This window comes from Sphingomonas leidyi, from assembly GCF_011761945.1.
Classification (GTDB): domain Bacteria; phylum Pseudomonadota; class Alphaproteobacteria; order Sphingomonadales; family Sphingomonadaceae; genus Sphingomonas; species Sphingomonas leidyi.
The window spans coordinates 1068498-1089633 of the sequence record NZ_JAASQV010000001.1; the positions used below are offsets into that span (position 1 = coordinate 1068498).

Genomic DNA, 21136 nt, shown 5'->3' on the forward strand with positions numbered 1-21136 from the left:
ATGATGATGGCGGTGGGCAAGCGTTCGCGTTATCGAGAGTGGAATGTCCGAAGATTTCACAGTCATCGAAAGCGCCAACGCAGATGCGGCCCCGGTGTTCGTCCTCAGCTTTCGCCAGCGCGACGAAGTCGCCGCGGCCGCGGCGGGGGGCGGTTGGCGCGTGGTGGCGGCGCGGCGCTCGGATGCGCTCGAGCGGCGCTTCCTGTCGAGCGGAGCCGCCGTCGCGGTGATCGACGCGCGCGGCGCGCTTTCGGAGGGGATGGACGCGGCCAGGGTGCTGGGGCCGACGATCGAGGCGCATGGCGCCGCGATGCTGATCCTTGTCTCGCAGAGCGACACGGTGCACATGCGCCATTTCTTCGACGCCGGCGCCACGCACTTCCTGTCCAGCCCGATGTCCTCGGCGGCGATGGCGCATGCGATCCGCTTCGCCCAGCGGCATGTCGAGCGGCTCTCCGGGTGGAACGGGCAGGAAAAGGGGCCGCCCGAGCCGCTTGGCTGGCGATTCGATCCGGCGATGCGCTCGCTCCAGCTCACGCCGGCGCTGGCGAGCCTGTTGGGCCTGCCCGAAGCGCCGGGCACGCGGACCTTCTTCGCCCGGCTCGATCCGGCGGATCGGTCGCTGGCGCGCAGCGCGCTGCGCCGCTTGAGTGCGGCTACGCCTTCCACTGCCTTTGCGCATGACCTGGCCGGGGTGGGGCGCGTGGTGCAGCATCTGCAGTACGACGTGCAGACCAACCGCTTGCATGCGCTCGTCGAGGCCCTGGGTGTGGCGCCCGACGCGAATGCGGCGGTGCGCGACGCGCTCACCGGCGCGCGCGACGGGCCCAGTGCGCGCCGTTGGATCGACCGGCGCCTTGCGGAAGGCGGCCGCGTGGGCGTCGTGCTGATCGGGCTGACGCGTTTCGAGACGGTGAACACCGCCTATGGCCGGGCCGTGGGGGACGAGCTGTTGCGCAGCGTCTCGCGCCGCGTCGGCGAAGTCGTGCGCGAGACGCTGGGCAAGGGCGCGATCGTCGCGAGGATCGGCGGATCGGAATTCCTGGTCGCCAGCGACGATGCCGATGCCGCGAGGATCGGTGCCGCGGTGGCGCGGCTCGAAGACGCGCTGGCCCGCCCCTTCGTGGTGGGCGGCGATATCGCGCCGCTCGGGGCGCGGCTCGTGACCGGGGAGAGCGTTGCCGGCGACAATGCAGCGGCACTGCTCCGCCGAACCAGCGAGGCGCTGCTCGGCGACGTGCCGCTGGAGAAGGGCGCGCCACCGGTCGATCTGCTCGTCGACAACCTTCACCGTGCGCTGGAGCGCGGCGAGATCGGCGTGCTGTTCCAGCCCCAGGTCTCGATCGCCACGGGGCAGATCATCGGGGTGGAAGCGCTGGCCCGCTGGAACCATCCCGAGTTCGGCGAGCTGGGTGCCGATACGCTGTTCGCCGCCGCGGAACGGGCAGGGCTCGACGCGACGCTCTCCGACCATGTCCAGCGCCGCGCGCTGGCGGCGGCGGCGAATTGGCCGATGTCGCTGAGCAAGTTGCGGCTTTCGATCAACGTGACTGCCGCCGACGTGGCGCGGGCAAGTTTTGTCGATGCGCTTCTCGGGCGCATCGACGCGAGCAACTTCCCGCGCAATCGCCTGACGGTGGAGATCACCGAAAGCGGCATCATGTCGGATCTGGGCGAAGCGGCGCGGCTGCTCACATTGCTGCGGGCGGCAGGATGCCGGGTGGCGATCGACGATTTCGGCACGGGATATTCAAGCCTGGCCTATCTCAAGGCATTGCCGCTCGACTATCTCAAGATCGACAAGAAGCTCAGCCAGGACATCACCGGTTCGCCCCGCGACCGCGTGGTGGTCCGGGGCGTGATCGACATGGCGCGTTCGCTGGGCCTGGCGGTGGTGGCCGAGGGCGTCGAGACCGCCGAGCAGCTCGATCTGCTCGCCAAGGAAGGCTGTCAATATTTCCAGGGCTTCCTGTGTTCGGCCCCGATCGACGTGCCCGCGCTGGCCCAGCTGGTGAGCCGGGGGTGAGCGACCCGCGCGATGTCAGCGGTGTCTGGTACGGCCGCTATGTCAGCAGTGTCGATGGGCAGGACAATGGCTTCATTGCCCTGCTGGAAGAGGCCGGCGGCGTCTTCTCGGGCAGCATCAGCGAGCGGGACGGGCAGGGCGGCGTGCGCAGCGCCACCGTGGCGGGGCGGCGCAGCGGCGCGCGCATCCAGTTCGTGAAGCAATATCGCGGCGACTGGAACCATGCCGTCTTCTATGAAGGCAGCGTGGACGACCGAGGCACTGAGGCGAGCGGCAACTGGAAGGTGGACTGGGTTCACGGCGGCTTCAGCATGCAGCGCGAGAAATTCTCGGCGGACGTGCTGGAAGAGGAGCGCGAGGACAGCCTCCCGGTCCGTTGACCTCAGGCCGGATCGGCGCCCTTGCCATGGGTGACCCGGCCCAGCGTGACTCCGGCATAGCGAGCCAGGCTGGCCAGCAGCGCGCTGGTGCTCGGATCGATCGGCCCGGCTTCCGCCCAATAGGCACCCATCGCCATGCTCGGCCCCATCAGCCCGATCGGATACATCGACATGCTGCGCACGAAGGTGGGCCGGTAGGCGTCCACGGGAACGCGCGGATCGTCATAGATGTCGGGGATATGGATCGGACGCGCCTCGAGGATGGCGAGGCCCGATATGCAATTCTCGATCGGGAACCGTTCGCCCGCCCAGAGCGGAGTCATCGCGTCCTCGGCGACATAGGCGACGCGGTCGCCCTCGCGGCGAATGACGGTTACGCCATCGCACCGCGCAATGGTGCGTGCGCATTCCCGCAGCACGTTGACCAGCTCGTCGATCGAGGTCGCATGCGACAACCGGGCCATCGCTTCGGTCAACAATCGGCGTTGCTCGAAACTGTCCGGCTCCCTCAAGCCTCGCTCCTCACGAGCGGACCCGTTCAGGGTCTCGCCTGCCTCAATCCCATTGGTCACGGCCAGATACGCAGCCTTGTTCTGTTCGTTTCAACGCGAAACCGGCGAAATCGGATCGGCTTCAACACGACGAAGCCGCGCGATGACCCGAGGCCACCTGCGCATCATGGGGCAGGCGGTCCAGGCATTGCGCCGAATAGCACCATTTCGCCTGCATCCTGAACGGAGTTCCAGTATGCGCAACTACGCAAAAATACCGGGTGCCCTGGAAACCGTCACCCGGCACTCGCTGGAGGACGCCCGCCGGACAGGGAGCGGCCCATCTCCGTCCTGGAAGGCTGCGACGGCGGAAGCGCGGGCCGCCAAGGGCTTATCCCGCTGCTTTCGCCAGGCCCCGCGAAAGCTGGAGCGCGCCGTTGAGCCGCGCCTGGGGCGTCGCCCATGCGCGGGCGATGACGAGCTTCATGTCGGGACGCAGCTTGGCCGTCCCCTCCAGCTTGTCGACATAGGCGAGCAGGCCGTCGACATTGGGGAATTTGTCGTCGTGGAAGCTGACCAGCGCACCCTTCGGGCCGACGTCGAGTTTGGCGATGCAGGCCCGTTTGGCGTTCAGCTTGGCCTCGATCAGCGTGATCAGGTTCTCGGTCGCCTCGGGCAGCTTGCCGAACCGGTCGATGAGCTCGGCGGCGAAGGACTCGATGCCGGCACGGTCCTCCACGTCGTTGAGGCGACGATACAGGCCCATGCGCAGGTCGAGATCGGGAACGTAGTCCTCCGGGATCATGATCGGCGCGTCGACGGTGATCTGCGGGCTCAGGTCGCGCGGGCGCTCGTCGCGCAGGCCGCCGGCCTTGGCGTCGAGGATCGCCTCCTCCAGCATCGACTGATAGAGTTCGTAGCCGACTTCCTTGATATGGCCGGACTGTTCGTCGCCGAGCAGATTGCCCGCGCCGCGGATGTCGAGATCATGGCTGGCGAGCTGGAAGCCGGCGCCCAGCGATTCCAGGTCGGAGAGCACCTTGAGGCGCTTTTCCGCCGCCTCGGTCATCAGGCGCTGGGCCGGGGTGGTCAGATAGGCATAGGCGCGGGTCTTGGAGCGCCCGACCCGGCCGCGCAGCTGGTAGAGCTGGGCGAGGCCGAACTTGTCCGCCCGGTTGATGATCAGCGTGTTGGCGCTGGGGATGTCGATGCCGCTCTCGATGATCGTGGTGGAGACGAGCAGATCATATTTGCGATCGTAGAAGGCGGACATGCGCTCCTCGACCTCGCCCGCCGCCATCTGGCCGTGTGCGACGACATAGCGGATCTCGGGCACGTCGTTGCGCAGGAATTCCTCGATCTCCGGCAGGTCCGAGATGCGCGGCGTGACGAAATAGGCCTGGCCGCCGCGATAATGCTCGCGCAGCAGCGCCTCGCGCAGCACCACCGGATCCCAGGGCATCACATAGGTGCGCACCGCCAGGCGATCGACCGGCGGGGTCTGGATCACGCTGAGCTCGCGCAGGCCCGACATCGCCATCTGGAGCGTGCGCGGGATCGGCGTGGCGGTGAGGGTGAGGACGTGGACGTCCGCCTTCATCGCCTTCAGCCGCTCCTTGTGGGTGACGCCGAAGCGCTGCTCCTCGTCGACGATGACCAGGCCGAGCCGCTTGAACTCCACGCCCTTGGCGAGGACGGCGTGCGTGCCGACCACGATGTCGATCGTGCCGTCGGCGGCACCGTCCTTGGTCGCCTTCATCTCGGTGGTGCCGACGAGGCGGGAGAGGCGGCCGACCTTGATCGGGAAGCCTTCGAAACGCTGGGTGAAATTGTTGAAATGCTGGCGGGCGAGCAGGGTGGTGGGGCAGACCACCGCGACCTGCATGCCGGCCATCGCCGCGACGAAGGCGGCGCGCAGCGCCACCTCGGTCTTGCCGAAGCCGACATCGCCGACGATGAGCCGGTCCATCGGGCGGCCGGCGGCGAGATCCTCGAGCACGTCGCCGATCGCGCGATCCTGGTCGTCGGTTTCCTCATAGGGGAAGCGATCGACAAAGGCGGGATAGCCGCCGGCATCGGGCTCGGCGACTTCGGCGGGGCGGGTGGCGCGCTTGGCGGCGGTGGCGATGAGCTCGCCCGCGATCTCGCGGATGCGCTCCTTCATGCGGCTCTTGCGCCGCTGCCAGGCCTCGCCGCCCAGCCGGTCTAGCGCCGCGCCTTCCTCGCCCGCGCCGTAGCGGCTAAGAACCTCGAGATTCTCGACCGGAACATAGAGCTTGTCGCCGCCGGCATAGGTGAGCGCGACGCAGTCGTGCGGGGCCTTCTGCACGGGGATCTGGGTGAGCCCCTCGTAGCGGCCGATGCCATGATCGACGTGCACGACCAGGTCGCCCGGCGAGAGCGTCGCCAGTTCGTTGAGGAAGGCGTCGGTCGACTTGCGGCGTTTGGAACGGCGGACGAGGCGGTCGCCCAGCATGTCCTGCTCGGTGAGCACGGCGACGTCGGGGGCGGAGAAGCCGTGATCGAGCGGCAGCACGATCATCGCGACCGCGCTGTCGGCGATGCCCATCGCCTCGTGCCAGCTCTCCGCCTTGCGTGCGGTCTTGAGGCCGTGGTCGGCAAGCAGCCCGGTCAGGCGCTCGCGGGCGCCGTTCGAATAGCTGGCGAGCACCGGTTTCCTGCCCGATTTCCGCAGCTTGGCGATATGTTCGACCACGGCTTCATAGACATTGGCGCCGGCAGCGCGCTCGGGTGCGAAGTCGCGCGGGCCGTCGACGTTGAAATCGAGGACGGTGGCGCTTGTCGGCTCGTGGAAGGGGGTGCTGACATGCGCCGGCCAGTCGGCAAGGCGCTTTTCCCATTCGTTCGCAACGAGATAGAGCGCATCCGCGGCGAGCGGGCGATAGCTGCCCGGATCGGCCGACTGGGCGCGGACGCGGTTCGACTGATAGTCGGCGATCGCTTCGAACCGCGCTTCGGCGGCGCCGGCATCGCCCGCGTCGCGGATCAGGATCGCATCGGCGGGGAGATGCTCGAACAGCGTCTCCAGCCGCTCCTCGAACAGCGGCAGCCAATGCTCCATGCCGGCGAGGCGGCGGCCGTCGCTGATCGCCTGGTAGAGCGGATCGCCGGTCGCGGTGGCGCCGAACTTCTCGCGATATCGCGTGCGGAAGCGCTTGACCGATTCCTCGTCGAGCAGGGCTTCCGAGGCGGGAAGGAGCGTGAAGCCGTCGATCCGCCCGGTTGTGCGCTGGTCGGCGGGGTCGAAGGTGCGGACGCTCTCGATCTCGTCGCCGAAGAAATCGAGGCGCAGCGCCTGTTCGGCACCCGAGGGAAACAGGTCGACCAGGCCGCCGCGAACGGCGAACTCGCCGGCGTCGTTCACCGTGTCGACGCGGACATAGCCGTTCGCCTGGAGCAGATTGCCTAGCTTTTCCAGGCTGATGCGCTCACCGGGCGCAAGGCGGGCGACGAGCTGGCGGATGCGGAAGGGCGTCAGCGTCCGCTGCGTTGCGGCGTTGACCGTGGTGACCAGCAGGCGCGGCCTTTCGCTCTTGGCCTGAAGGGCATGGAGCGTAGCCAGCCGCTCGGCCATGACGCGCAGGGTGGGGCTGGCGCGGTCATAGGGAAGGCAGTCCCAGGCGGGGAAGCCCAGGACCTCGAGCTCGGGCGCGAAATAGGGTGCGGTGCCCGCCACGGCGCGCATCGCCGCCTCGTCGGGCGCGACGAACACGGTCAGGCGCCCGGTGCGGGCAAGATCGGCCAGCATCCAGGGAAGGAAGCCGGCGGGAGCGCCCGACAGCGTGAGGAGCTCTTGCGCGGAAAGGATGGTCTTGAGGTCGGGCATTCGGGCTCAGCGAGAAATGGGCACGTAGTTCAATGCCTTGAGGGCGGTCATTACCGTGCCGGCATAGCATTCGGGCACTGGCTGCATCCCCATTGCCCAGGCCATGATGTCGACATCCTGTTCCTCGAGCAGCGCTTCGAACAGGTCCATCTCGGTATCGCTCCAGCCGGCGCCATGCCGGTCGAAGAAGCCGCCGATCAGCAAGTCTGCTTCCTTGACGCCGCGGTGCCAGGCGCGGAAGCGCAGGCGCTTGAGACGGGTTTCGCGGTCCATTCGGTCCTCAACGGGAAATGGCCGGCAGCGCAAAAAATGCGTGTCGGCGAAAATGGTGGGTACGGTTCCCCCCAGATAGGTTGCCGCGCAAACGAACGCCAGCCGCAACTTAATCGGCCGTTTCCGCCCGCCCGGCCGGCGATCTTCCTATGATGGACAGATACTCTGCGTAGAAGGCCGTCCAGAAAATGCGTTTCGTGATGCTCAAGTCGATCAACGGCGACCCCATTCTCGTCAACATCGCCGCCGTGCGCACGGTCGCGACGATCAACATGGCCGGGGCCGATGTCGGCGTGCTCTCGTTCGACGGCGCGCACGAAGTGGTGGTCGGCTCGACCGTGACCGAAGTCCATGCCGCGATCGAGGCGGCGGGCCAGGCGATCGCGCCGGTGCGTAGCGCCGCCTGATCCCGCGCGCCCTCTAGCGGCGCGCCATCGCAGGGATTAGGTCGGGGGCCATGCGTCCCGAGATCCTCAATCCGCTCTTCGCCGAAGTCACGGCGCTCAAGGGGATCGGTGCCGCCCTGGCCAGGCCGCTCGAGCGGCTGGGCCTGGCGCGCGTCGTCGACGTCGCCTTCCACCTTCCCACCGGCTTCATCGACCGCATTCCGCGCGACGCCCTGGCGGCGTCGGACGCAGGCCGGATCATCGCGATCGAACTGACCCCGGTGCAATATCGCTTCGGCGGCAGTGCCCGTTCGCCCGCGCGGGTGCAGGCGGTGGACGCGCACGGCAACCATGCCAGCCTCGTCTTCTTCGGCGGCAATTCCGGCTGGGCGAAGAAACTGCTCCCCCTGAACGAGAAGCGCTGGGTGTCCGGCCGGCTCGACCAATATGGCCAGGAGTTGCAGATCGTGCATCCCGAGGTCGCGCTGCCCGAAGAGGCGGAAGGCGGCGGGCGCGAAGCGATCTATCCCTGTTCCGAGGGCATCACTTCCAAGCGGATCGCGGCGCTGGCCGCCCAGGCGATCGCGCGCGCGCCCGAACTGCCCGAATGGATCGAGCCGAGCCTGAAGGACCGGCGCCAATGGCCCGGCTGGAAGGAGGCGCTGGCCCGCATCCATGCCGATCCCGCCGATGCCAAGGCGCGCGAGCGGCTCGCCTATGACGAAGTGTTCGCCAACCAGCTCGCGCTGATGCTGGTGCGCGGCGAGGCGCGGGCCAAGCGCGGCCGGCCGCTCACCGGCGACGGGCGACTGCGCGACGGGCTCCGGCTACCCTATACGCCCACCGGCGCCCAATCGCGCACGATCCGCGAGATCGAGGGCGACATGGCGCAGAGCCAGCCGATGCTCCGCCTGCTCCAGGGCGATGTCGGCTCGGGCAAGACGCTGGTGGCGACGATGGCGCTGCTGATCGCCGCCGAGGCGGGGGCACAGGGCGCGATGCTGGCTCCCACCGAGATCCTCGCCCGCCAGCATTACGAGAACCTCTCGCGCCTGCTTGCCGGGCTCGACATCCGCATCGCGATCCTCACCGGGCGCGACAAGGGCAAGGTGCGCGAGGCCATTCTGATGGGGCTCGCCGCCGGCGAGATCGACATATTGGTGGGCACCCATGCGATCTTCCAGCAGGGCGTGATCTATCGCGACCTGGGGCTGGTGGTGGTGGACGAGCAGCATCGCTTCGGCGTGGCCGAGCGGCTGATGCTCCAGGCCAAAGCGCAGGTGCCGCCGCACCTGCTGGTGATGACCGCCACGCCGATCCCGCGCACGCTGCAGCTGGCCAGCCATGGCGAGATGGACGTGAGCCGGCTGGACGAGATGCCGCCCGGCCGCCAGCCGATCCAGACGACGGTGATTTCCGAGGACAAGCTCGACGCGGTGATCGCCGGGCTGAGCCGGCATCTCGATGCGGGCAAGCAGGCCTATTGGGTATGTCCGCTGGTGGAGGAGAGCGAGAAGACCGATCTCGCTGCCGCCGAGCATCGTGCCGCCACGCTCACTGCGCGGTTCGGCGACAAGGTCGGGCTCGTCCATGGCCGGATGAAGGGGCCGGAGAAGGACGCGGTGATGGCGCGCTTCGCCGGCGGCGAGCTGGGCGTGCTGGTGGCGACCACGGTGATCGAAGTGGGCGTCGACGTGCCCAATGCCACGCTGATCGTGATCGAGGCGGCGGACCGCTTCGGCCTGGCCCAGCTCCACCAGCTGCGCGGGCGCGTGGGCCGGGGTGGGGGGCAGTCGCACTGCATCCTGCTGCGCGGTGAGAAGCTCAGCGAAACGTCGCGGGCGCGGCTGGCGCTGATGCGCGACACCACCGATGGCTTCCTGATCGCCGAGCGCGACCTGGAGCTGCGCGGCGCGGGCGAGATACTCGGCACCCGCCAATCGGGCGAGCAGACGTTTCGGCTGGCGACGCCCGAGAGCCTGGCGACGCTGATCGCGGCGGCGAATGCCGATGCGCGGCTGCTCGAGGACCAGGACCGCGCGCTGCACACCGCTCGCGGCGAGGCGGCGCGGATCGCGCTGTACCTGTTCGAGCGCGACGCGGCGGTGAGCTTGTTGCGGGCGGGATAGGGCTACCCGCACGCTCTCCTTCCGGCGGGTTCGCCGCCGCCGATCGATCGGCGGCGGCTATTCGGTTGCACTCAGTCCGCGCGGCGCGGCGTGACCTTAATCGACTGCGCGGGCAGCGGGATGCCGCTTGGATCGAAGATATTCGGGCTGAACGCCTTGTCCCGGCTGCTCGGGCAGTTGAGCGGCCCCACCGTGCCTGGGGTGCCATCCTTGTTGTAGCAGGCGACCGATCCCGGTTGCGATCCGTTTATCCAGCTACCCGAACATGTTCGAGTACAACCGTTGGAGAAGGTGTGGACCTGATCGGCCGAAGCCGGCGTCGCCCAAGCAGACATCGCGAACAATGCTGTTCCTGCAATATATACCTTCATTTCAGCTTCCCTCCTTTAGTGGGGGTCAATGCTTCTCATTGGACGATATTATGCAAGCTGAATGGTGTGTTGTAGAATGGAAAGAAGATATACGTAATATATGAGAATGGCCAAGAACCGATATCGACGAAGATATCGCCATGGCCTTTTCCTGTCTTGCCGATGCTCCGGGGGCTCATTCAAGGACGGCGCAAAGCTATCCTCTCTCGTCTTCGCGGAGATCGCGAAGGAGGGGCACTTGCCTCAAGGGGAGGCTCGCTTGCTCGCGGGCGATCCGGCTGTTCGTGGAACCGGGCGCTGCAACGGATAGGCCGCCGGCGACAGAAATCGCCGACGGCCGTTCGGGAAATCAGGTACGGAACACCAGAACGGTCAAGGTTCCCGAGAACCCGCCATCGCTTGCTCCGGTGAAATTCCGCAGGTCCACGCGCACGGTATCGGGGCCGATGCAATTGCCGGCGGCTTCCCAGCCAGGCTTGAGGCCGGTGTGAGTCACTTCGATCCGGTCGCCACGGGCCGCACCGGGAATGATGACGTTGAACGAATCGCTCAGGCCGTGACCGATGCTGGGCGACGCGGTGTAGGGCTGGCGGTGCAGGAGCGGCGCGCTGCGGTTAAGCAATGCACTTGCCCCGCTGCCCTGGAAATCGGTGAAGGACACCAGCCCGTTCGCTTCATTCTCGGTATTGTCCTCGACGACGATGTGGCTGACATATGTGTCGCCCACCGAAAAGGACCCGAGCCGATTGCGAATGAAATAGAACCTGTCGGCGCAATCGACGATATTGACGCTGAGGCCCTTATTGTCGACGAAGACGAAGTTATTCGAGATATACTCGCCCGCGCTGTCGCCGTTCTGCACGAAGCAATTTTCCGTCGCCTCGAAGTAATTCGAATCGAATTTGACCTGGGTGCTCCAATTATAGGAAACCACGTCGGCGCCGGCATAATTTCCCTGGATCGCATTCGCGCGAATGCTGAGCAATGAGGCTGTCCAGATCCCGATGCCGATCCCATTGCGTTCGATCATATTGCCGACGACATTTCCGGTCGTGGTCGCCGCTCTGAGATCCAGGCCGATCATGTTGAACCGGATGTGGCATTCCGAGATCGTATACGCATAGCCCTGATGGGTCCTGATGCCGGTTCCGAAGCATTCGATCATGCAGTTTCGAACCGAGCTCATGGGCTCGAATTCCCATTCGATGGCCGTCTGCGTCGAATCGCAGCCGGCATAGCCGTTGCCGGCCTGGGTCGTGAACTGGCCATAGGTGACGGCGATGCTTGCGCCCTTCACGCCGGCACCCACCAGGCCGAGGCCATCCAGCGAAAGGACCTGAGGGTAGCCCATGCCAGGATAGCCGGCGTTGGAGACGGTGGTGCCGCCCTTGAGAAAGGTGCCGCTCCCGGTGAACTTGACGACCGAACGCGCCGCGCCTTCGCCATGGAGCGCGACGACCGGGATCTCCTTGCCGGTTGCAGCCTTGATCGCCGCGAAATCGAAGTTCCCGGATACCAGATAGGGAACGCCGTTCTCGGTGCCGGGGAAGAATACCGGCTTGTTGGTGAGCAGCGCCGCCATAAGGGCAGCGGTGTTGTCCGTGACGCCGTCACCGACCCCGCCGAAATCCAGGATCGAAACGGTTTCGCGAAGCTTGTCCGCCGTCGTTCGATGCGATGCGCCGCCGCCCGACTGGGCGAAGCCGACCATATCGGCGCCCTTGCCGGCCGCAGATGCGGCAAGGTCCGTATCGATCACATATGCCATGCTCGTTCTCCAAATCTCCATCGCCACGCGCGATGAGAACATTTGGAGAACATTGGAAATCCTACATTGCAAGCGGCAACGCTCTTCGGCGAAGCCGGGGCGGCGGCCCTGCCGGCGCACGGATCCAGGATGCCGGGACTCGGAATCCATGCTATCGTCCCACGCATCGAGCGCAGGAAGAGAGGCTTCTATGCGAAGGTCCTGGTGGTTGGCGGCGGGGCTGCTGGCAGTCGCGATCGGCCTGGTGGCCGTGGTTTACGAAGGGGCCCTGGCGGCGATGCGCCTGGACATGCCCCATTGGGTGATCCTCATGCTGGCCGTCGCCGTGCCGCTGGCGCTCGGCAAGGCCGCGGATCGCGTCTGGCGCCAGTTGCGATAGGGGCCCTGCATTCCGGTCGCGGGAAGGGGGAAGGCGCCTATTTCGCCTTCACCATCGTCGAGATCAGCTCGTAATAGCTGGCGAGATCGATCGCGCGCTCGAACTGGCAGCCGATCCGGCCACCCAGCGCCCAGCGCACATCGGCCACCACGGTGCCGGCATGCGGCAGCACCACGCGGATGCGCGCGCCCGTCTCGAACGGATCGTCGCATCGCGCCATCAGGCCATGCGGCGAGATGTTGACGATGATGAAGTTCAGCTGCTTCGCATCGGGGCCGAAGGCGCGCGCGCGGTAATAGACGTCTTCACGCCCCTCCCGCCGGATCTCCGAATAAGCCAGGTTCGATCCAAAATTCACGCACGGCCTCATGAAACGCTTGAGGTACGTCTGCGGTTGATACCGTTACCGCGTGAATCTCGTTGCAACGAAGACGCTTAACAGCGACTTATCAGGCCTGTCCGAGGAATGTCACGCGGGCACCAGCATCCCGTGCCTCTTCCTGCCGAAGCTGAGCTTGACCGGCGCGGTCACCGCGATCTCGAGCATGGGGTCGTGCACCACCTGGTCGTCGACGCGGATCGCGCCCTCGGCGATCTTGCGGCGCGCCTCGCCCTTGGAGGGGCAAAGGCCGAGCGCGATCAGCCCGTCGACCACGGCGATGCTGCCGCCCGCCACCGGATGAGTGGGCAGCGAACCGCCGGCCGAGCCTTCCTCGAACACCTTGCGGGCCGTCTCGGCGGCTTCCTCGGCGGCGGCGCGGCCGCGGCACATGGCAGTCGCCTCATTGGCCAGGATCTTCTTGGCCTCGTTGATCCCGGCGCCTTCCAGCGCCTCGAGCCGGGCGATCTCGTCCAGCGGCAGGTCGGTGAACAGGCGGAGGAAGCGACCGACGTCGCGATCGTCGGTGTTGCGCCAGAACTGCCAGTAATCGAACGCCGGGAGCTGGTCCTCGTTCAGCCAAACCGCGCCCGACATGGTCTTGCCCATCTTGCCGCCATCGGCCGTGGTGATCAGCGGCGTGGTGACGCCATAGACTTCGGTGCCGTCGACCCGCCGCGCCAGTTCGATGCCGTTGACGATGTTGCCCCATTGGTCCGATCCGCCCATCTGCAGGCGGCAGGCGGCGCGGCGCGACAGCTCCAGGAAATCATAGCCCTGGAGGATCATGTAGTTGAACTCGAGGAACGAGAGCGACTGTTCACGATCGAGGCGCAGCTTCACCGAATCGAAGCTCAGCATCCGGTTGATCGAGAAATGCCGGCCGATGTCGCGCAGGAAGGGGATATATTCCAGCTTGTCGAGCCAGTCGGCATTGTCGACCATCACCGCATCGCTGGGGCCGTCCCCGAAGGTGAGGAACTTCTCGAACACGGTCTTGATCGAGGCGACGTTCGCGCGGATCGTCTCGTCGGTCATCAGCTTGCGCGCCTCGTCCTTGAACGAGGGGTCGCCGATCTTGCCGGTGCCGCCGCCCATGAGGACGATCGGCTTGTGCCCCGCCTGCTGGAGGCGGCGCAGCAGCATGATCTGGACGAGGCTGCCGACGTGCAGCGAAGGCGCGGTGGGATCGAAGCCGATATAACCGGGCACGACCTGCCTGGTGGCGAGATCGTCGAGCGCCTCCGGGTCGGTAACCTGGTGGATGTAACCGCGCGTGGAGAGCAGGCGGAGCAGATCGGACTTGAATTCGGTCATGATGCGCGCCGCATAGCCGAGGCGCGCGGGCGCGTCATCCCCGGCCAGGATATGCGACAGGTCCGGAGAATGTGCGGAATATCGCACGACGCTGACAGGGGGTGTCACCAGATTCGCACGCTTTAGGCTTGTCGCTGGAAGGCCTATGTGGATAAGTATCTGTGAAGATATGAATTTTCTCGGATGCTTTGCCGGGCGGCGGGCTTTGGCGAGTGGCTGTACAATGGCCGGACATCAACATCGTCCGTCACGAAACCGGCCGAGTATCCGAGAGAGGATTCGATCCCGTGCCCATAGCGCTGCGCGCCCTTGCCGGCGGCACCGTGCCGCTTGCCTTGCTGCTGACCGGCGGCGCGGCGGCGGCGCAGGCCGTCCGGGAGGTTCCGGCCCCGGCGCCACAGGACAAGGCGGGGGGCGGGAGCTATCCCGCGGCGGGGGCGGGCGACGGCGCGGTCCCCGGCGGCTACAGCCTGTCGCGCTGGGCCGAGGACTGGCGGGCGATGCGCGACCCGGCGCGGCGCGACGATCCGCTGGACCGGCTGAAATTCCTGCCGCTCGACGCGGATGGCGACATCTATCTGACGCTGTCCGGCGAGGCGCGGCTGCGCGTCAACCTGACGAGCAATCCGGGCCTGCGCGCGGCGCCGCACCAGCGGCAGGACATCAACCGGCTGGTCGCCGGGGCCGACCTCCATCTGGGCCCGCATCTGCGCCTGTACGGGGAAGTCGCGCATGGCGGCATTTCGGGGCGGGAGCTGGGCGTGCCGGCGGCTTCGCTGCGCAACGACCTCGTCTTCCAGCAATATTTCGTCGAGGCGACCGCCGAGCTGGGCGGGGTGGCGATCGGTGCCCGTTATGGTCGGCAGGAATTCACCGACGGGCCCAACCTGCTGGTCTCGCAGCGCGACAACAACACGATCCGCTATACGCTGAACGGCGTCCGGGCCTGGGCACGGAGCAGCTCGCTGCGGGTCGACCTGTTCGATCTGCGGCCCACGGCCTATGGCGATCTGGGTCCCGACGACGACGTCAACGATCCCGCGCGCCGTTTCTCGGGCGTGACCTTCGGCATCGCGCTGCCGAAGACCTGGCTGGGCGGCTCGAAGCTCTATCTCGATCCCTTTCTGTGGCGCCGGCGCAACGATGTGGGCGCCTGGGGCGGCCGGGTGGGCCCTGCGCGGCGCTATTATGCCGGCGCGCGGCTGTGGGGCGATGTGGGGCGAGTCGCGGTCGACTGGTCGGTCAACCATCAATGGGGCCGCTATATCGGCCAGGACATCGATGCGTGGCAGGCATTCTTCGCCCAGAGCTATCGCCTCGGCAAATCCGCCACCGCGCCGCGCATCGGCTTCCATGCCGATTATGCCAGCGGCGGGGGCGGCTATGGCGACGGCAGGCTGCGCAACGCCTATGCCCCGTTCGGTAACAACATCTATTACAGCTACCAGCTGTTCCTGACCCCCTCGAACCTGATCACGGTGGCGCCGACGCTGGCCTTCTCGCCCGTGAAGGGGGTACGGCTGACGGCGGAGTATGAGCTGGCCTGGCGCGACGATGCGCGCGATGCGGTGTACCGCGCCAACGGCCAGCCCTTTGCCGGCACGCAGAAGGTCGCGGATCGCAAGATCGCGGACGTGAGCCGGGCGCAGCTGGTCTGGACGATCTCGCCGCGCCTCTCCGTCACCGGCCGGTACGAGCATCTGGCGGCCGGCCCGTCGCTCGCCAAGGCCGGGTATCGCAGCTCCGATTTCCTGTCCGGCTGGGTCAGCTTCCGGTTCTGAACCCGTTTCGCCGATCGGGCGAACTGGGCTAGGGCGGGGCGCATGCCACGCCATGTCCCTCTGGTCCCGCATCCCGCCCATCCGCCGCATGGGGTGGAGCGCGTCGAGGCCACCGCCGATATCCGGCGCGGCCCGAGCGTCCTTGCCTATCGCGTGATGGGATCGATGCCGAAGCTGCCGGCGCCCGCCATGCCGGAGCGGACCGACGGGCTATGGCGGCACACCTGCTTCGAACTGTTCGTGAAGCCGGCGGGCGGCGAGGGCTATTTCGAGTATAATTTCTCGCCTTCGACGCAGTGGGCGGCGTACCGGTTCGACGGGTATCGCGAGGGCATGCGCGACCAGCCGCTCGTCGCGCCGGTGATCGAGCCGCTGGAGGACGGCATCCGCGTGCGGGTCGATCTGGGCGCATTGCCCGGCGGCGTCTGGCACGTCGCCATCACCGCAGTGATCGAGGAGACGGATGGCGCCAAATCCTATTGGTCCACCGCGCACGGCCCGGGGGCGCCCGATTTCCATGCGCCAGGCAGCTTCGTGATCGAGGTGCCGGCGGGATAGCCTGCCGGTCGGGTGCGACGATCCGGCTTGCTTCGCCGCCGAACTCCCGGCACCTGCTGCGCCATGAAATTCGGCATCGACCGGCTGCTCGCCGACCCTGAGCTTCGTCGCCCCCTCGCGGGCAAGCGCGTGGCGCTGCTCGCGCACCCCGCCTCGGTGACGGCGGACCTGACGCATTCGCTGGACGCGCTGGTCGCCGCCGGGCTCGACGTCTCGGCGGTATTCGGTCCGCAGCACGGCGTGCGCGGCGACCTGCAGGACAATATGATGGAGTCGCCCGACTTCACCGATCCCACCTATGGCATGCCGGTGTTCAGCCTCTATGGCGAGGTGCGGCGGCCGACCGGCCAGTCGATGGGCACGTTCGACGTGCTGCTGGTCGACCTCCAGGACGTGGGCTGCCGCATCTACACCTTCGTGACGACCCTGCTCTACGTGCTCGAGGCGGCGGCGGCGCACGGCAAGAGCGTGTGGGTGCTCGACCGGCCCAATCCCGCCGGCCGGCCGGTGGAGGGCACGACCCTGCTCCCGGGCTGGGAGAGCTTTGTCGGCGCCGGGCCGATGCCGATGCGCCACGGCATGACGCTGGGCGAGATGGGGCATTGGTTCATCGCCCAGTTCGGGCTGGACGTCGACTATCGGGTGATCGCGATGGAAGGCTGGCAGCCCGACGCCGCCCCGGGCTTCGGCTGGCCGCCCGAGCGGCCCTGGATCAACCCGAGCCCCAATGCCGCCAATGTCAACATGGCGCGTGCCTATGCGGGCACGGTGATGCTGGAGGGGACGCTGCTCTCGGAAGGGCGGGGCACCACGCGGCCGCTCGAGCTGTTCGGCGCGCCCGACATCGATGCGAAGGCGGTGATCGCCGAGATGCGCGCGCTGGCACCGGCATGGCTCGCCGGCTGCTCGCTGCGCGATCTCTGGTTCCAGCCGACGTTCCACAAGCATGTGGGCCAGCTCTGCTCGGGCGTGTTCATCCATGCCGAGGGGCAGGCCTATGACCATCGCGCCTTCCGGCCCTGGCGGCTCCAGGCCCTGGGCTTCAAGGCGATCCGCAAGCTGTATGGCGATTACCCGCTGTGGCGCGACTTCCCCTATGAATATGTCTTCGACAAGCTGGCGATCGACGTAATCAACGGCGGCCCGGACCTGCGCGAATGGGTCGACGATGCCGGGGCCGAGCCGGGCGATCTCGACGCGCGCACCGCGCCGGACGAGGCGGCCTGGGAAGAGGCGCGGCGGGGGCATCTGCTTTACTGACTTCACGCCCTTCCAGGGAGGGGATCAGCGGGGATTTGATTGTCGTGCATGAACCCCTTAACCACCCCAAGATGCTCGCGGGGCTCATATTCGCAGTCGAGGAGGCCGAGGGTCGTCCGGGGACGCTGATGGCGACATTGCCCTTTGGCGGGATGACGCTGCTCGAATATCAGGCGCGGCTGCTGTTCGGCGCCGGGGCCGAGCAGGTGCTCGTCGCGGTCGGCAAGATGACGCCGGCGCTGCTCGCCGCGGTCAACCGCGCCGCCAAGCGCCATCCCCGGATCGAGATCGTCCGCTCGGCCGAGGAAGCGGCCGAGAAGATCGCGCCCGGTGCGCAGGTGCTGGTGATGGCCGACGGGCTGGTCACCACCGATCCGGTGATGGACAAGATGGCGACGGCGAGCGGCGAGGCGCTGCTCGTCACCGACGATCCGGCCTCGCCCGCCGCGATCGAGCGCCTCGACATGCGCGACAGTTGGGCCGGCGTCGCCCGGATCACGGTGGAGCAGCTCGCCCAGATCGCGCAGATGCCCGAGGATTACGACTTCCAGTCGGCGCTGCTGCGGGTCGCCGCGCAATCGGGCGCCGAACATGTCCCGCTCACCGCGGGCTGGCTCAAGAGCGGCCATGCGGTGGAGCGCAGCGTCGAGGGGCTGGCGGCACGCAACACCGGGGTGCTCGCTGCGCTTACCGAGCGACGCACCGACTGGGCGGACCGCTGGGTGTTCACCCGCGCCGCACGGATCGCGCTGCCCGAGCTGGTGGGCCGCAACGTGCCCGGCTGGTCGCTGAGCATCGCCGGCGGCGCGATCGCCGCGCTGGCGCTCGTCCTCACCGCGATGCGCTGGCCCGGGGCGGGCACCGTCGCCGCGCTGGTCGGCACCGCGACGCTGGCCACCGGCGCGGCGATGGCGGTGCTGCGCGGCGAGGACAAGCGCGCGCGCTTGCTCGAATGGGCGATCTTCGCGCTGTTCGCCCTGATCGCGCTGCTCATCGGCTGGGGCGAGTTCGCCGCCACGGCCAGCACCACGCCGCCGGTGCTCGCCCTGGTGGCCATGGCAGCCCAATTGCTCGTCGAGCGCGCGCCCTCCCGGCCGAAGCGCTGGTGGTCGAGCCCCTCGGCGCATCTGCTCATCCTGACGCCGTTCGCGCTGGCCGGATTCGCCACGATCGGCCTTGCTGCGGTTGCGATATATTCCTTCGCCACGCTCGCCGCGGCGGTTGAGGGCGCACGCGAAAAAGCTTAGTCTCGTCTTAAGGACATTTCCGCTAGCTTGAGGTCGATGTCGGATAATCCCGTCGACATGCGCGATGGTTCGGCCGTCGGCGCCCGGGAGCTGCTCGCACGTGCGGCGGCTGCGGAGCTGCGCGCCTATAGGGGTCTGATGGTCGCGGTCGAAGATTTCTTCCTGCCCGAGGAGGCACGGCTCGACGAGCATAGCCGCGCAGGCCTGGCCGCGCTGCTTCGCGGGCTCGTGGAGACCGTGGAAGGCGAGATTCGCGAGCATGCGGTGCGCCTGCTCACCGGGCGCGGCGAAGCGGAACTGGTCGGCGCGCTGATCGAGCCGGGTACTGCCGTGCTCGCGCGCCTATGGTCGTCCGGCCTGCTGCGCGACGGCGACCTGATGGCCGAACTGATCGCCCGGGTGCGCCAGGAGATGCTGGGCACGGCGCTGCCCATGAGTGCGCCGGACGACCCCGAGCGGCCCAGCCTGATCAACCGATTCGTCCAGCACCCCGACCGGGTGGTCGCCGCCAGCGCCATGGCCGTGCTGATCGCCGAAAGTCGCCGCAGGACGAGTCCCGAAGTGGGACAATTCCAGACCGAGCTTCCCGCCGAACTGCACCACAAGCTGGTGTGGTGGACGGCCGCCGCGCTCCGCGAAGGGGTGGAGGGCATCAACGAGGCGCTCGACCGGGCACTTTGCGACGCGGCGCAGCGCAGCCTCGCCGCCTATGACGAGGGCGACCGGCTCGAGGCCGCCGCGATGCGCTTCGCCGCTGCGATCGACGCCCAGCCGGGTGAGCTTTCGGGCATGCTTGTCGAATCGCTCGGCGACCGGCGGGTCGTGCTGTTCATCGCGCTGCTCGCCCATGCGATGGGCGTGCCCTATGCGCTCGCCCGCGATCTCGTGCTCGATCCCGCCGCCGAGCGGCTGTGGCTGGCGCTGCGTGCGCTCGAGATCGGCCGCGAGGGCGTGGCCCAGATCGGCTATGCGCTGAGCGAGGCCGATCCGCGGCGCGACCTGGAGAAATTCGCCGACACGCTCGATACGATCGCCGCGATTGCCCCGGCCGAGGCGCGCAATGCGCTGGCGCCGCTCCGGCTCGATCCCGATTATCGCGCGGCGCGGATCGCATTGCAGCAGGGTGGGGCGAAGTGAACGTCATCGACCCCAATCTTCCGCTGTCGATCGCCAGGCTGGACGCCGAAGGACGGCTGATCGACGCCGAGGCACGGCTGTTCGAGCTCAACATGCGTGCCGGCGGCACGATCGGCGCCCCGCTCGCCGTGCCGCAGATCGCCACGCTCGCACGGCTCTCGCAGCGGCTGGGCATCGCAATCTCGCGCAACGTCATCGCCGCGGATGGCGAGGACGATCTCGAATTGTGGGTGCGGGCCGAGCCCGAGCAGGGCGGCGTGCGCCTCGAAGTCAGCGGCTGGCGGCTGCGGCCGGGCTGGCGCGCGCCGGCGGGCGAGCCCGAGCGCGACGGCGACTTCTTCCGCTCGGCGGCCGACTGGTTGTGGGAGACCGACGCGTCGCTGCGCATAACCTTCCTCTCGATCGAGGCGGGCGCGCGCTACGGGTTCGACAGTTCGATGATGCTCGGCCAGCCGCTGACTCGGCTCTTCCGGCTCGAACAGGACGAGGCCGGCGAATTGCCGATCCTTTCCGCGGTCGCGGCGCACGGGCGGTTCGATGGGCAGAAGGCCGAACTGCGCGGCACCGGCCGGATGGTGCGCCTGGCCGCCACGCCGCGCACCGATCCGGGCGGCCGCTTCGCCGGTTTCGTGGGGGCGGCGCACATGCTGGACCAGGCGATGCCGGCCGCGCCCAAGGTGGATGCGCCGGTGCCCGCCGCCGCCGTGCCCTTTGGCGGCTTCCCCGATTCGTTCAGCCAGCGGCTCGACCGGGCGCTGCGCGGACCGCTCGGCAAGATCATCGCCAATGCCGATTCGATCAGCGCGCAGACCGAAGGGCCGCTCAAGCCCGATTATGCGGAATATGCGAGCGATATCGCCAATGCCGGGCGGCATCTGCTCGGGCTGGTCGACGACCTGGTCGATCTGCAGGCGATCGAGCGCGACGATTTCGACACGGCGGACGAGGAGATCGACCTGGCCGATGTCGCGCGCCGCGCCGCCGGGCTGCTCGCGGTGCGCGCCGCCCAGGCCGAGGTGCGGATCGACCGGCCGGCAATGGACGAGAGCATTCCGGTGCAGGGCGAGTTTCGCCGCGCGCTGCAGGTGCTGGTCAACCTGATCGGCAATGCGGTGCGCTATTCGCCGCCGGGCGGGATGGTGTGGATCCGGCTGGAGCGCGACGAGGCGCGCGGCCATGTGATCGTCGCCGATCAAGGCAAGGGCATCGCCCAGGCCGATCAGGAGAAGATCTTCGAGAAGTTCGGCCGCGTCGATCCGAACGAGCCCGGCGGATCGGGGCTGGGCCTCTACATCGCCCGCCGGCTTGCCCGGGCGATGGGCGGCGACCTGGTGGTGGACAGCGCGCCGGGGCAGGGCGCCCGCTTCGTGTTCAGCCTGCCGATCCGGCAATAGGGCGCCCGCCGGA

General features: G+C 67.8%; 18 protein-coding genes. 11 read left to right on the plus strand and 7 right to left on the minus strand.

Translation table 11 applies throughout. The features are described from left to right. The first annotated feature begins 43 nt into the window (after nucleotides 1-43). Nucleotides 44-2026, plus strand: a complete 1983-nt coding sequence (locus FHR20_RS05160; protein ID WP_167298511.1) for a putative bifunctional diguanylate cyclase/phosphodiesterase — start codon at nucleotides 44-46, stop codon at nucleotides 2024-2026. Beyond that, the gene (locus tag FHR20_RS05165; protein ID WP_167298512.1) at nucleotides 2023-2406 is read left to right on the plus strand and encodes a hypothetical protein; all 384 of its coding nucleotides are present in this window, start codon (nucleotides 2023-2025) and stop codon (nucleotides 2404-2406) included. The genes FHR20_RS05160 and FHR20_RS05165 overlap by 4 nt, the downstream gene beginning before the upstream one ends. A 2-nt stretch (nucleotides 2407-2408) precedes the next feature. Here the strand turns inward: FHR20_RS05165 and FHR20_RS05170 are convergent, their stop codons facing one another. The 3 genes from FHR20_RS05170 to FHR20_RS05180 form a co-directional block, all read right to left on the minus strand. Continuing rightward, nucleotides 2409-2918, minus strand: a complete 510-nt coding sequence (locus tag FHR20_RS05170) for a GAF domain-containing protein (protein WP_167298513.1) — start codon at nucleotides 2916-2918, stop codon at nucleotides 2409-2411. A 370-nt stretch (nucleotides 2919-3288) separates the two neighbouring features. Next, complete coding sequence (gene mfd / locus FHR20_RS05175; RefSeq protein WP_167298514.1) at nucleotides 3289-6744, minus strand: transcription-repair coupling factor; 3456 nt, start codon at nucleotides 6742-6744, stop codon at nucleotides 3289-3291. A 6-nt stretch (nucleotides 6745-6750) separates the two neighbouring features. After that, nucleotides 6751-7017 carry an FAD assembly factor SdhE gene (locus FHR20_RS05180; RefSeq protein WP_167298515.1) on the minus strand — a complete coding sequence of 89 codons (267 nt, stop codon included), beginning with the start codon at nucleotides 7015-7017 and terminating at the stop codon, nucleotides 6751-6753. 188 nt (nucleotides 7018-7205) lie between these two features. Between FHR20_RS05180 and FHR20_RS05185 the strand changes: the two genes are divergently transcribed. Together FHR20_RS05185 and recG are read left to right on the plus strand one after the other, a co-directional pair. Then, on the plus strand, nucleotides 7206-7424 hold the full coding sequence (locus FHR20_RS05185) for a hypothetical protein (protein WP_086130900.1): 219 nt from the start codon (nucleotides 7206-7208) through the stop codon (nucleotides 7422-7424). Nucleotides 7425-7474: 50 nt separating this feature from the next. Then, a complete protein-coding gene (gene recG / locus FHR20_RS05190) occupies nucleotides 7475-9532 on the plus strand; it encodes an ATP-dependent DNA helicase RecG (protein WP_167298516.1) in 2058 nt (685 codons plus the stop codon). A gap of 71 nt (nucleotides 9533-9603) precedes the next feature. Here recG and FHR20_RS05195 read toward each other — a convergent pair whose 3' ends face one another. Both FHR20_RS05195 and FHR20_RS05200 read right to left on the minus strand, forming a co-directional pair. Continuing rightward, entirely contained in the window at nucleotides 9604-9903 is a 300-nt protein-coding gene (locus tag FHR20_RS05195; protein WP_167298517.1) for a hypothetical protein, read from the minus strand. A gap of 349 nt (nucleotides 9904-10252) precedes the next feature. Next, nucleotides 10253-11821 carry a right-handed parallel beta-helix repeat-containing protein gene (locus tag FHR20_RS05200; protein WP_167298518.1) on the minus strand — a complete coding sequence of 523 codons (1569 nt, stop codon included), beginning with the start codon at nucleotides 11819-11821 and terminating at the stop codon, nucleotides 10253-10255. Between the two features lie 40 nt (nucleotides 11822-11861). On the opposite strand from FHR20_RS05200, the gene FHR20_RS05205 reads away from it, so the two are divergent. Continuing rightward, nucleotides 11862-12050 (plus strand): hypothetical protein, encoded by a 189-nt coding sequence (locus FHR20_RS05205; protein ID WP_167298519.1) that lies wholly within the window; start codon nucleotides 11862-11864, stop codon nucleotides 12048-12050. Between the two features lie 37 nt (nucleotides 12051-12087). On the opposite strand, the gene FHR20_RS05210 is transcribed toward FHR20_RS05205, so the two are convergent. Both FHR20_RS05210 and tyrS read right to left on the minus strand, forming a co-directional pair. Next, nucleotides 12088-12408: a PilZ domain-containing protein gene (locus tag FHR20_RS05210; protein ID WP_280279222.1), complete on the minus strand. Its 321-nt coding sequence runs from the start codon at nucleotides 12406-12408 to the stop codon at nucleotides 12088-12090. A 111-nt stretch (nucleotides 12409-12519) separates the two neighbouring features. Further along, complete coding sequence (gene tyrS, locus FHR20_RS05215; RefSeq protein WP_167298521.1) at nucleotides 12520-13746, minus strand: tyrosine--tRNA ligase; 1227 nt, start codon at nucleotides 13744-13746, stop codon at nucleotides 12520-12522. Nucleotides 13747-14033: 287 nt separating this feature from the next. Between tyrS and FHR20_RS05220 the strand changes: the two genes are divergently transcribed. The 6 genes from FHR20_RS05220 to FHR20_RS05245 all read left to right on the plus strand — a co-directional run bounded on the left by FHR20_RS05220 (nucleotide 14034) and on the right by FHR20_RS05245 (nucleotide 21123). Further along, nucleotides 14034-15527 carry an alginate export family protein gene (locus tag FHR20_RS05220; RefSeq protein WP_341786410.1) on the plus strand — a complete coding sequence of 498 codons (1494 nt, stop codon included), beginning with the start codon at nucleotides 14034-14036 and terminating at the stop codon, nucleotides 15525-15527. Between the two features lie 42 nt (nucleotides 15528-15569). Next, a complete protein-coding gene (locus FHR20_RS05225; RefSeq protein WP_167298522.1) occupies nucleotides 15570-16085 on the plus strand; it encodes a DOMON-like domain-containing protein in 516 nt (171 codons plus the stop codon). A gap of 63 nt (nucleotides 16086-16148) precedes the next feature. Beyond that, on the plus strand, nucleotides 16149-17345 hold the full coding sequence (locus tag FHR20_RS05230; RefSeq protein WP_167298523.1) for an exo-beta-N-acetylmuramidase NamZ family protein: 1197 nt from the start codon (nucleotides 16149-16151) through the stop codon (nucleotides 17343-17345). Between the two features lie 44 nt (nucleotides 17346-17389). After that, nucleotides 17390-18592: a hypothetical protein gene (locus FHR20_RS05235; RefSeq protein ID WP_341786411.1), complete on the plus strand. Its 1203-nt coding sequence runs from the start codon at nucleotides 17390-17392 to the stop codon at nucleotides 18590-18592. Between the two features lie 36 nt (nucleotides 18593-18628). Continuing rightward, entirely contained in the window at nucleotides 18629-19729 is a 1101-nt protein-coding gene (locus tag FHR20_RS05240; RefSeq protein WP_167298524.1) for a DUF2336 domain-containing protein, read from the plus strand. Beyond that, nucleotides 19726-21123, plus strand: a complete 1398-nt coding sequence (locus tag FHR20_RS05245) for a sensor histidine kinase (RefSeq protein ID WP_286711349.1) — start codon at nucleotides 19726-19728, stop codon at nucleotides 21121-21123. Before FHR20_RS05240 ends, FHR20_RS05245 begins: the two co-directional genes overlap by 4 nt. The last annotated feature ends 13 nt before the right edge of the window (nucleotides 21124-21136 follow it).

Coding starts and splice junctions, on each gene's coding strand:
- FHR20_RS05225 (WP_167298522.1), top strand. CDS start 15,570: ATGCCACGCCATGTCCCTCTGGTCCCGCATCCCGCCCATCCGCCGCAT.
- tyrS (WP_167298521.1), bottom strand. CDS start 13,746: ATGACCGAATTCAAGTCCGATCTGCTCCGCCTGCTCTCCACGCGCGGT.
- mfd (WP_167298514.1), bottom strand. CDS start 6,744: ATGCCCGACCTCAAGACCATCCTTTCCGCGCAAGAGCTCCTCACGCTG.
- FHR20_RS05240 (WP_167298524.1), top strand. CDS start 18,629: ATGTCGGATAATCCCGTCGACATGCGCGATGGTTCGGCCGTCGGCGCC.
- FHR20_RS05200 (WP_167298518.1), bottom strand. CDS start 11,821: ATGGATTCCGAGTCCCGGCATCCTGGATCCGTGCGCCGGCAGGGCCGC.
- FHR20_RS05205 (WP_167298519.1), top strand. CDS start 11,862: ATGCGAAGGTCCTGGTGGTTGGCGGCGGGGCTGCTGGCAGTCGCGATC.
- FHR20_RS05230 (WP_167298523.1), top strand. CDS start 16,149: ATGAAATTCGGCATCGACCGGCTGCTCGCCGACCCTGAGCTTCGTCGC.
- recG (WP_167298516.1), top strand. CDS start 7,475: ATGCGTCCCGAGATCCTCAATCCGCTCTTCGCCGAAGTCACGGCGCTC.
- FHR20_RS05160 (WP_167298511.1), top strand. CDS start 44: ATGTCCGAAGATTTCACAGTCATCGAAAGCGCCAACGCAGATGCGGCC.
- FHR20_RS05180 (WP_167298515.1), bottom strand. CDS start 7,017: ATGGACCGCGAAACCCGTCTCAAGCGCCTGCGCTTCCGCGCCTGGCAC.
- FHR20_RS05195 (WP_167298517.1), bottom strand. CDS start 9,903: ATGAAGGTATATATTGCAGGAACAGCATTGTTCGCGATGTCTGCTTGG.
- FHR20_RS05185 (WP_086130900.1), top strand. CDS start 7,206: ATGCGTTTCGTGATGCTCAAGTCGATCAACGGCGACCCCATTCTCGTC.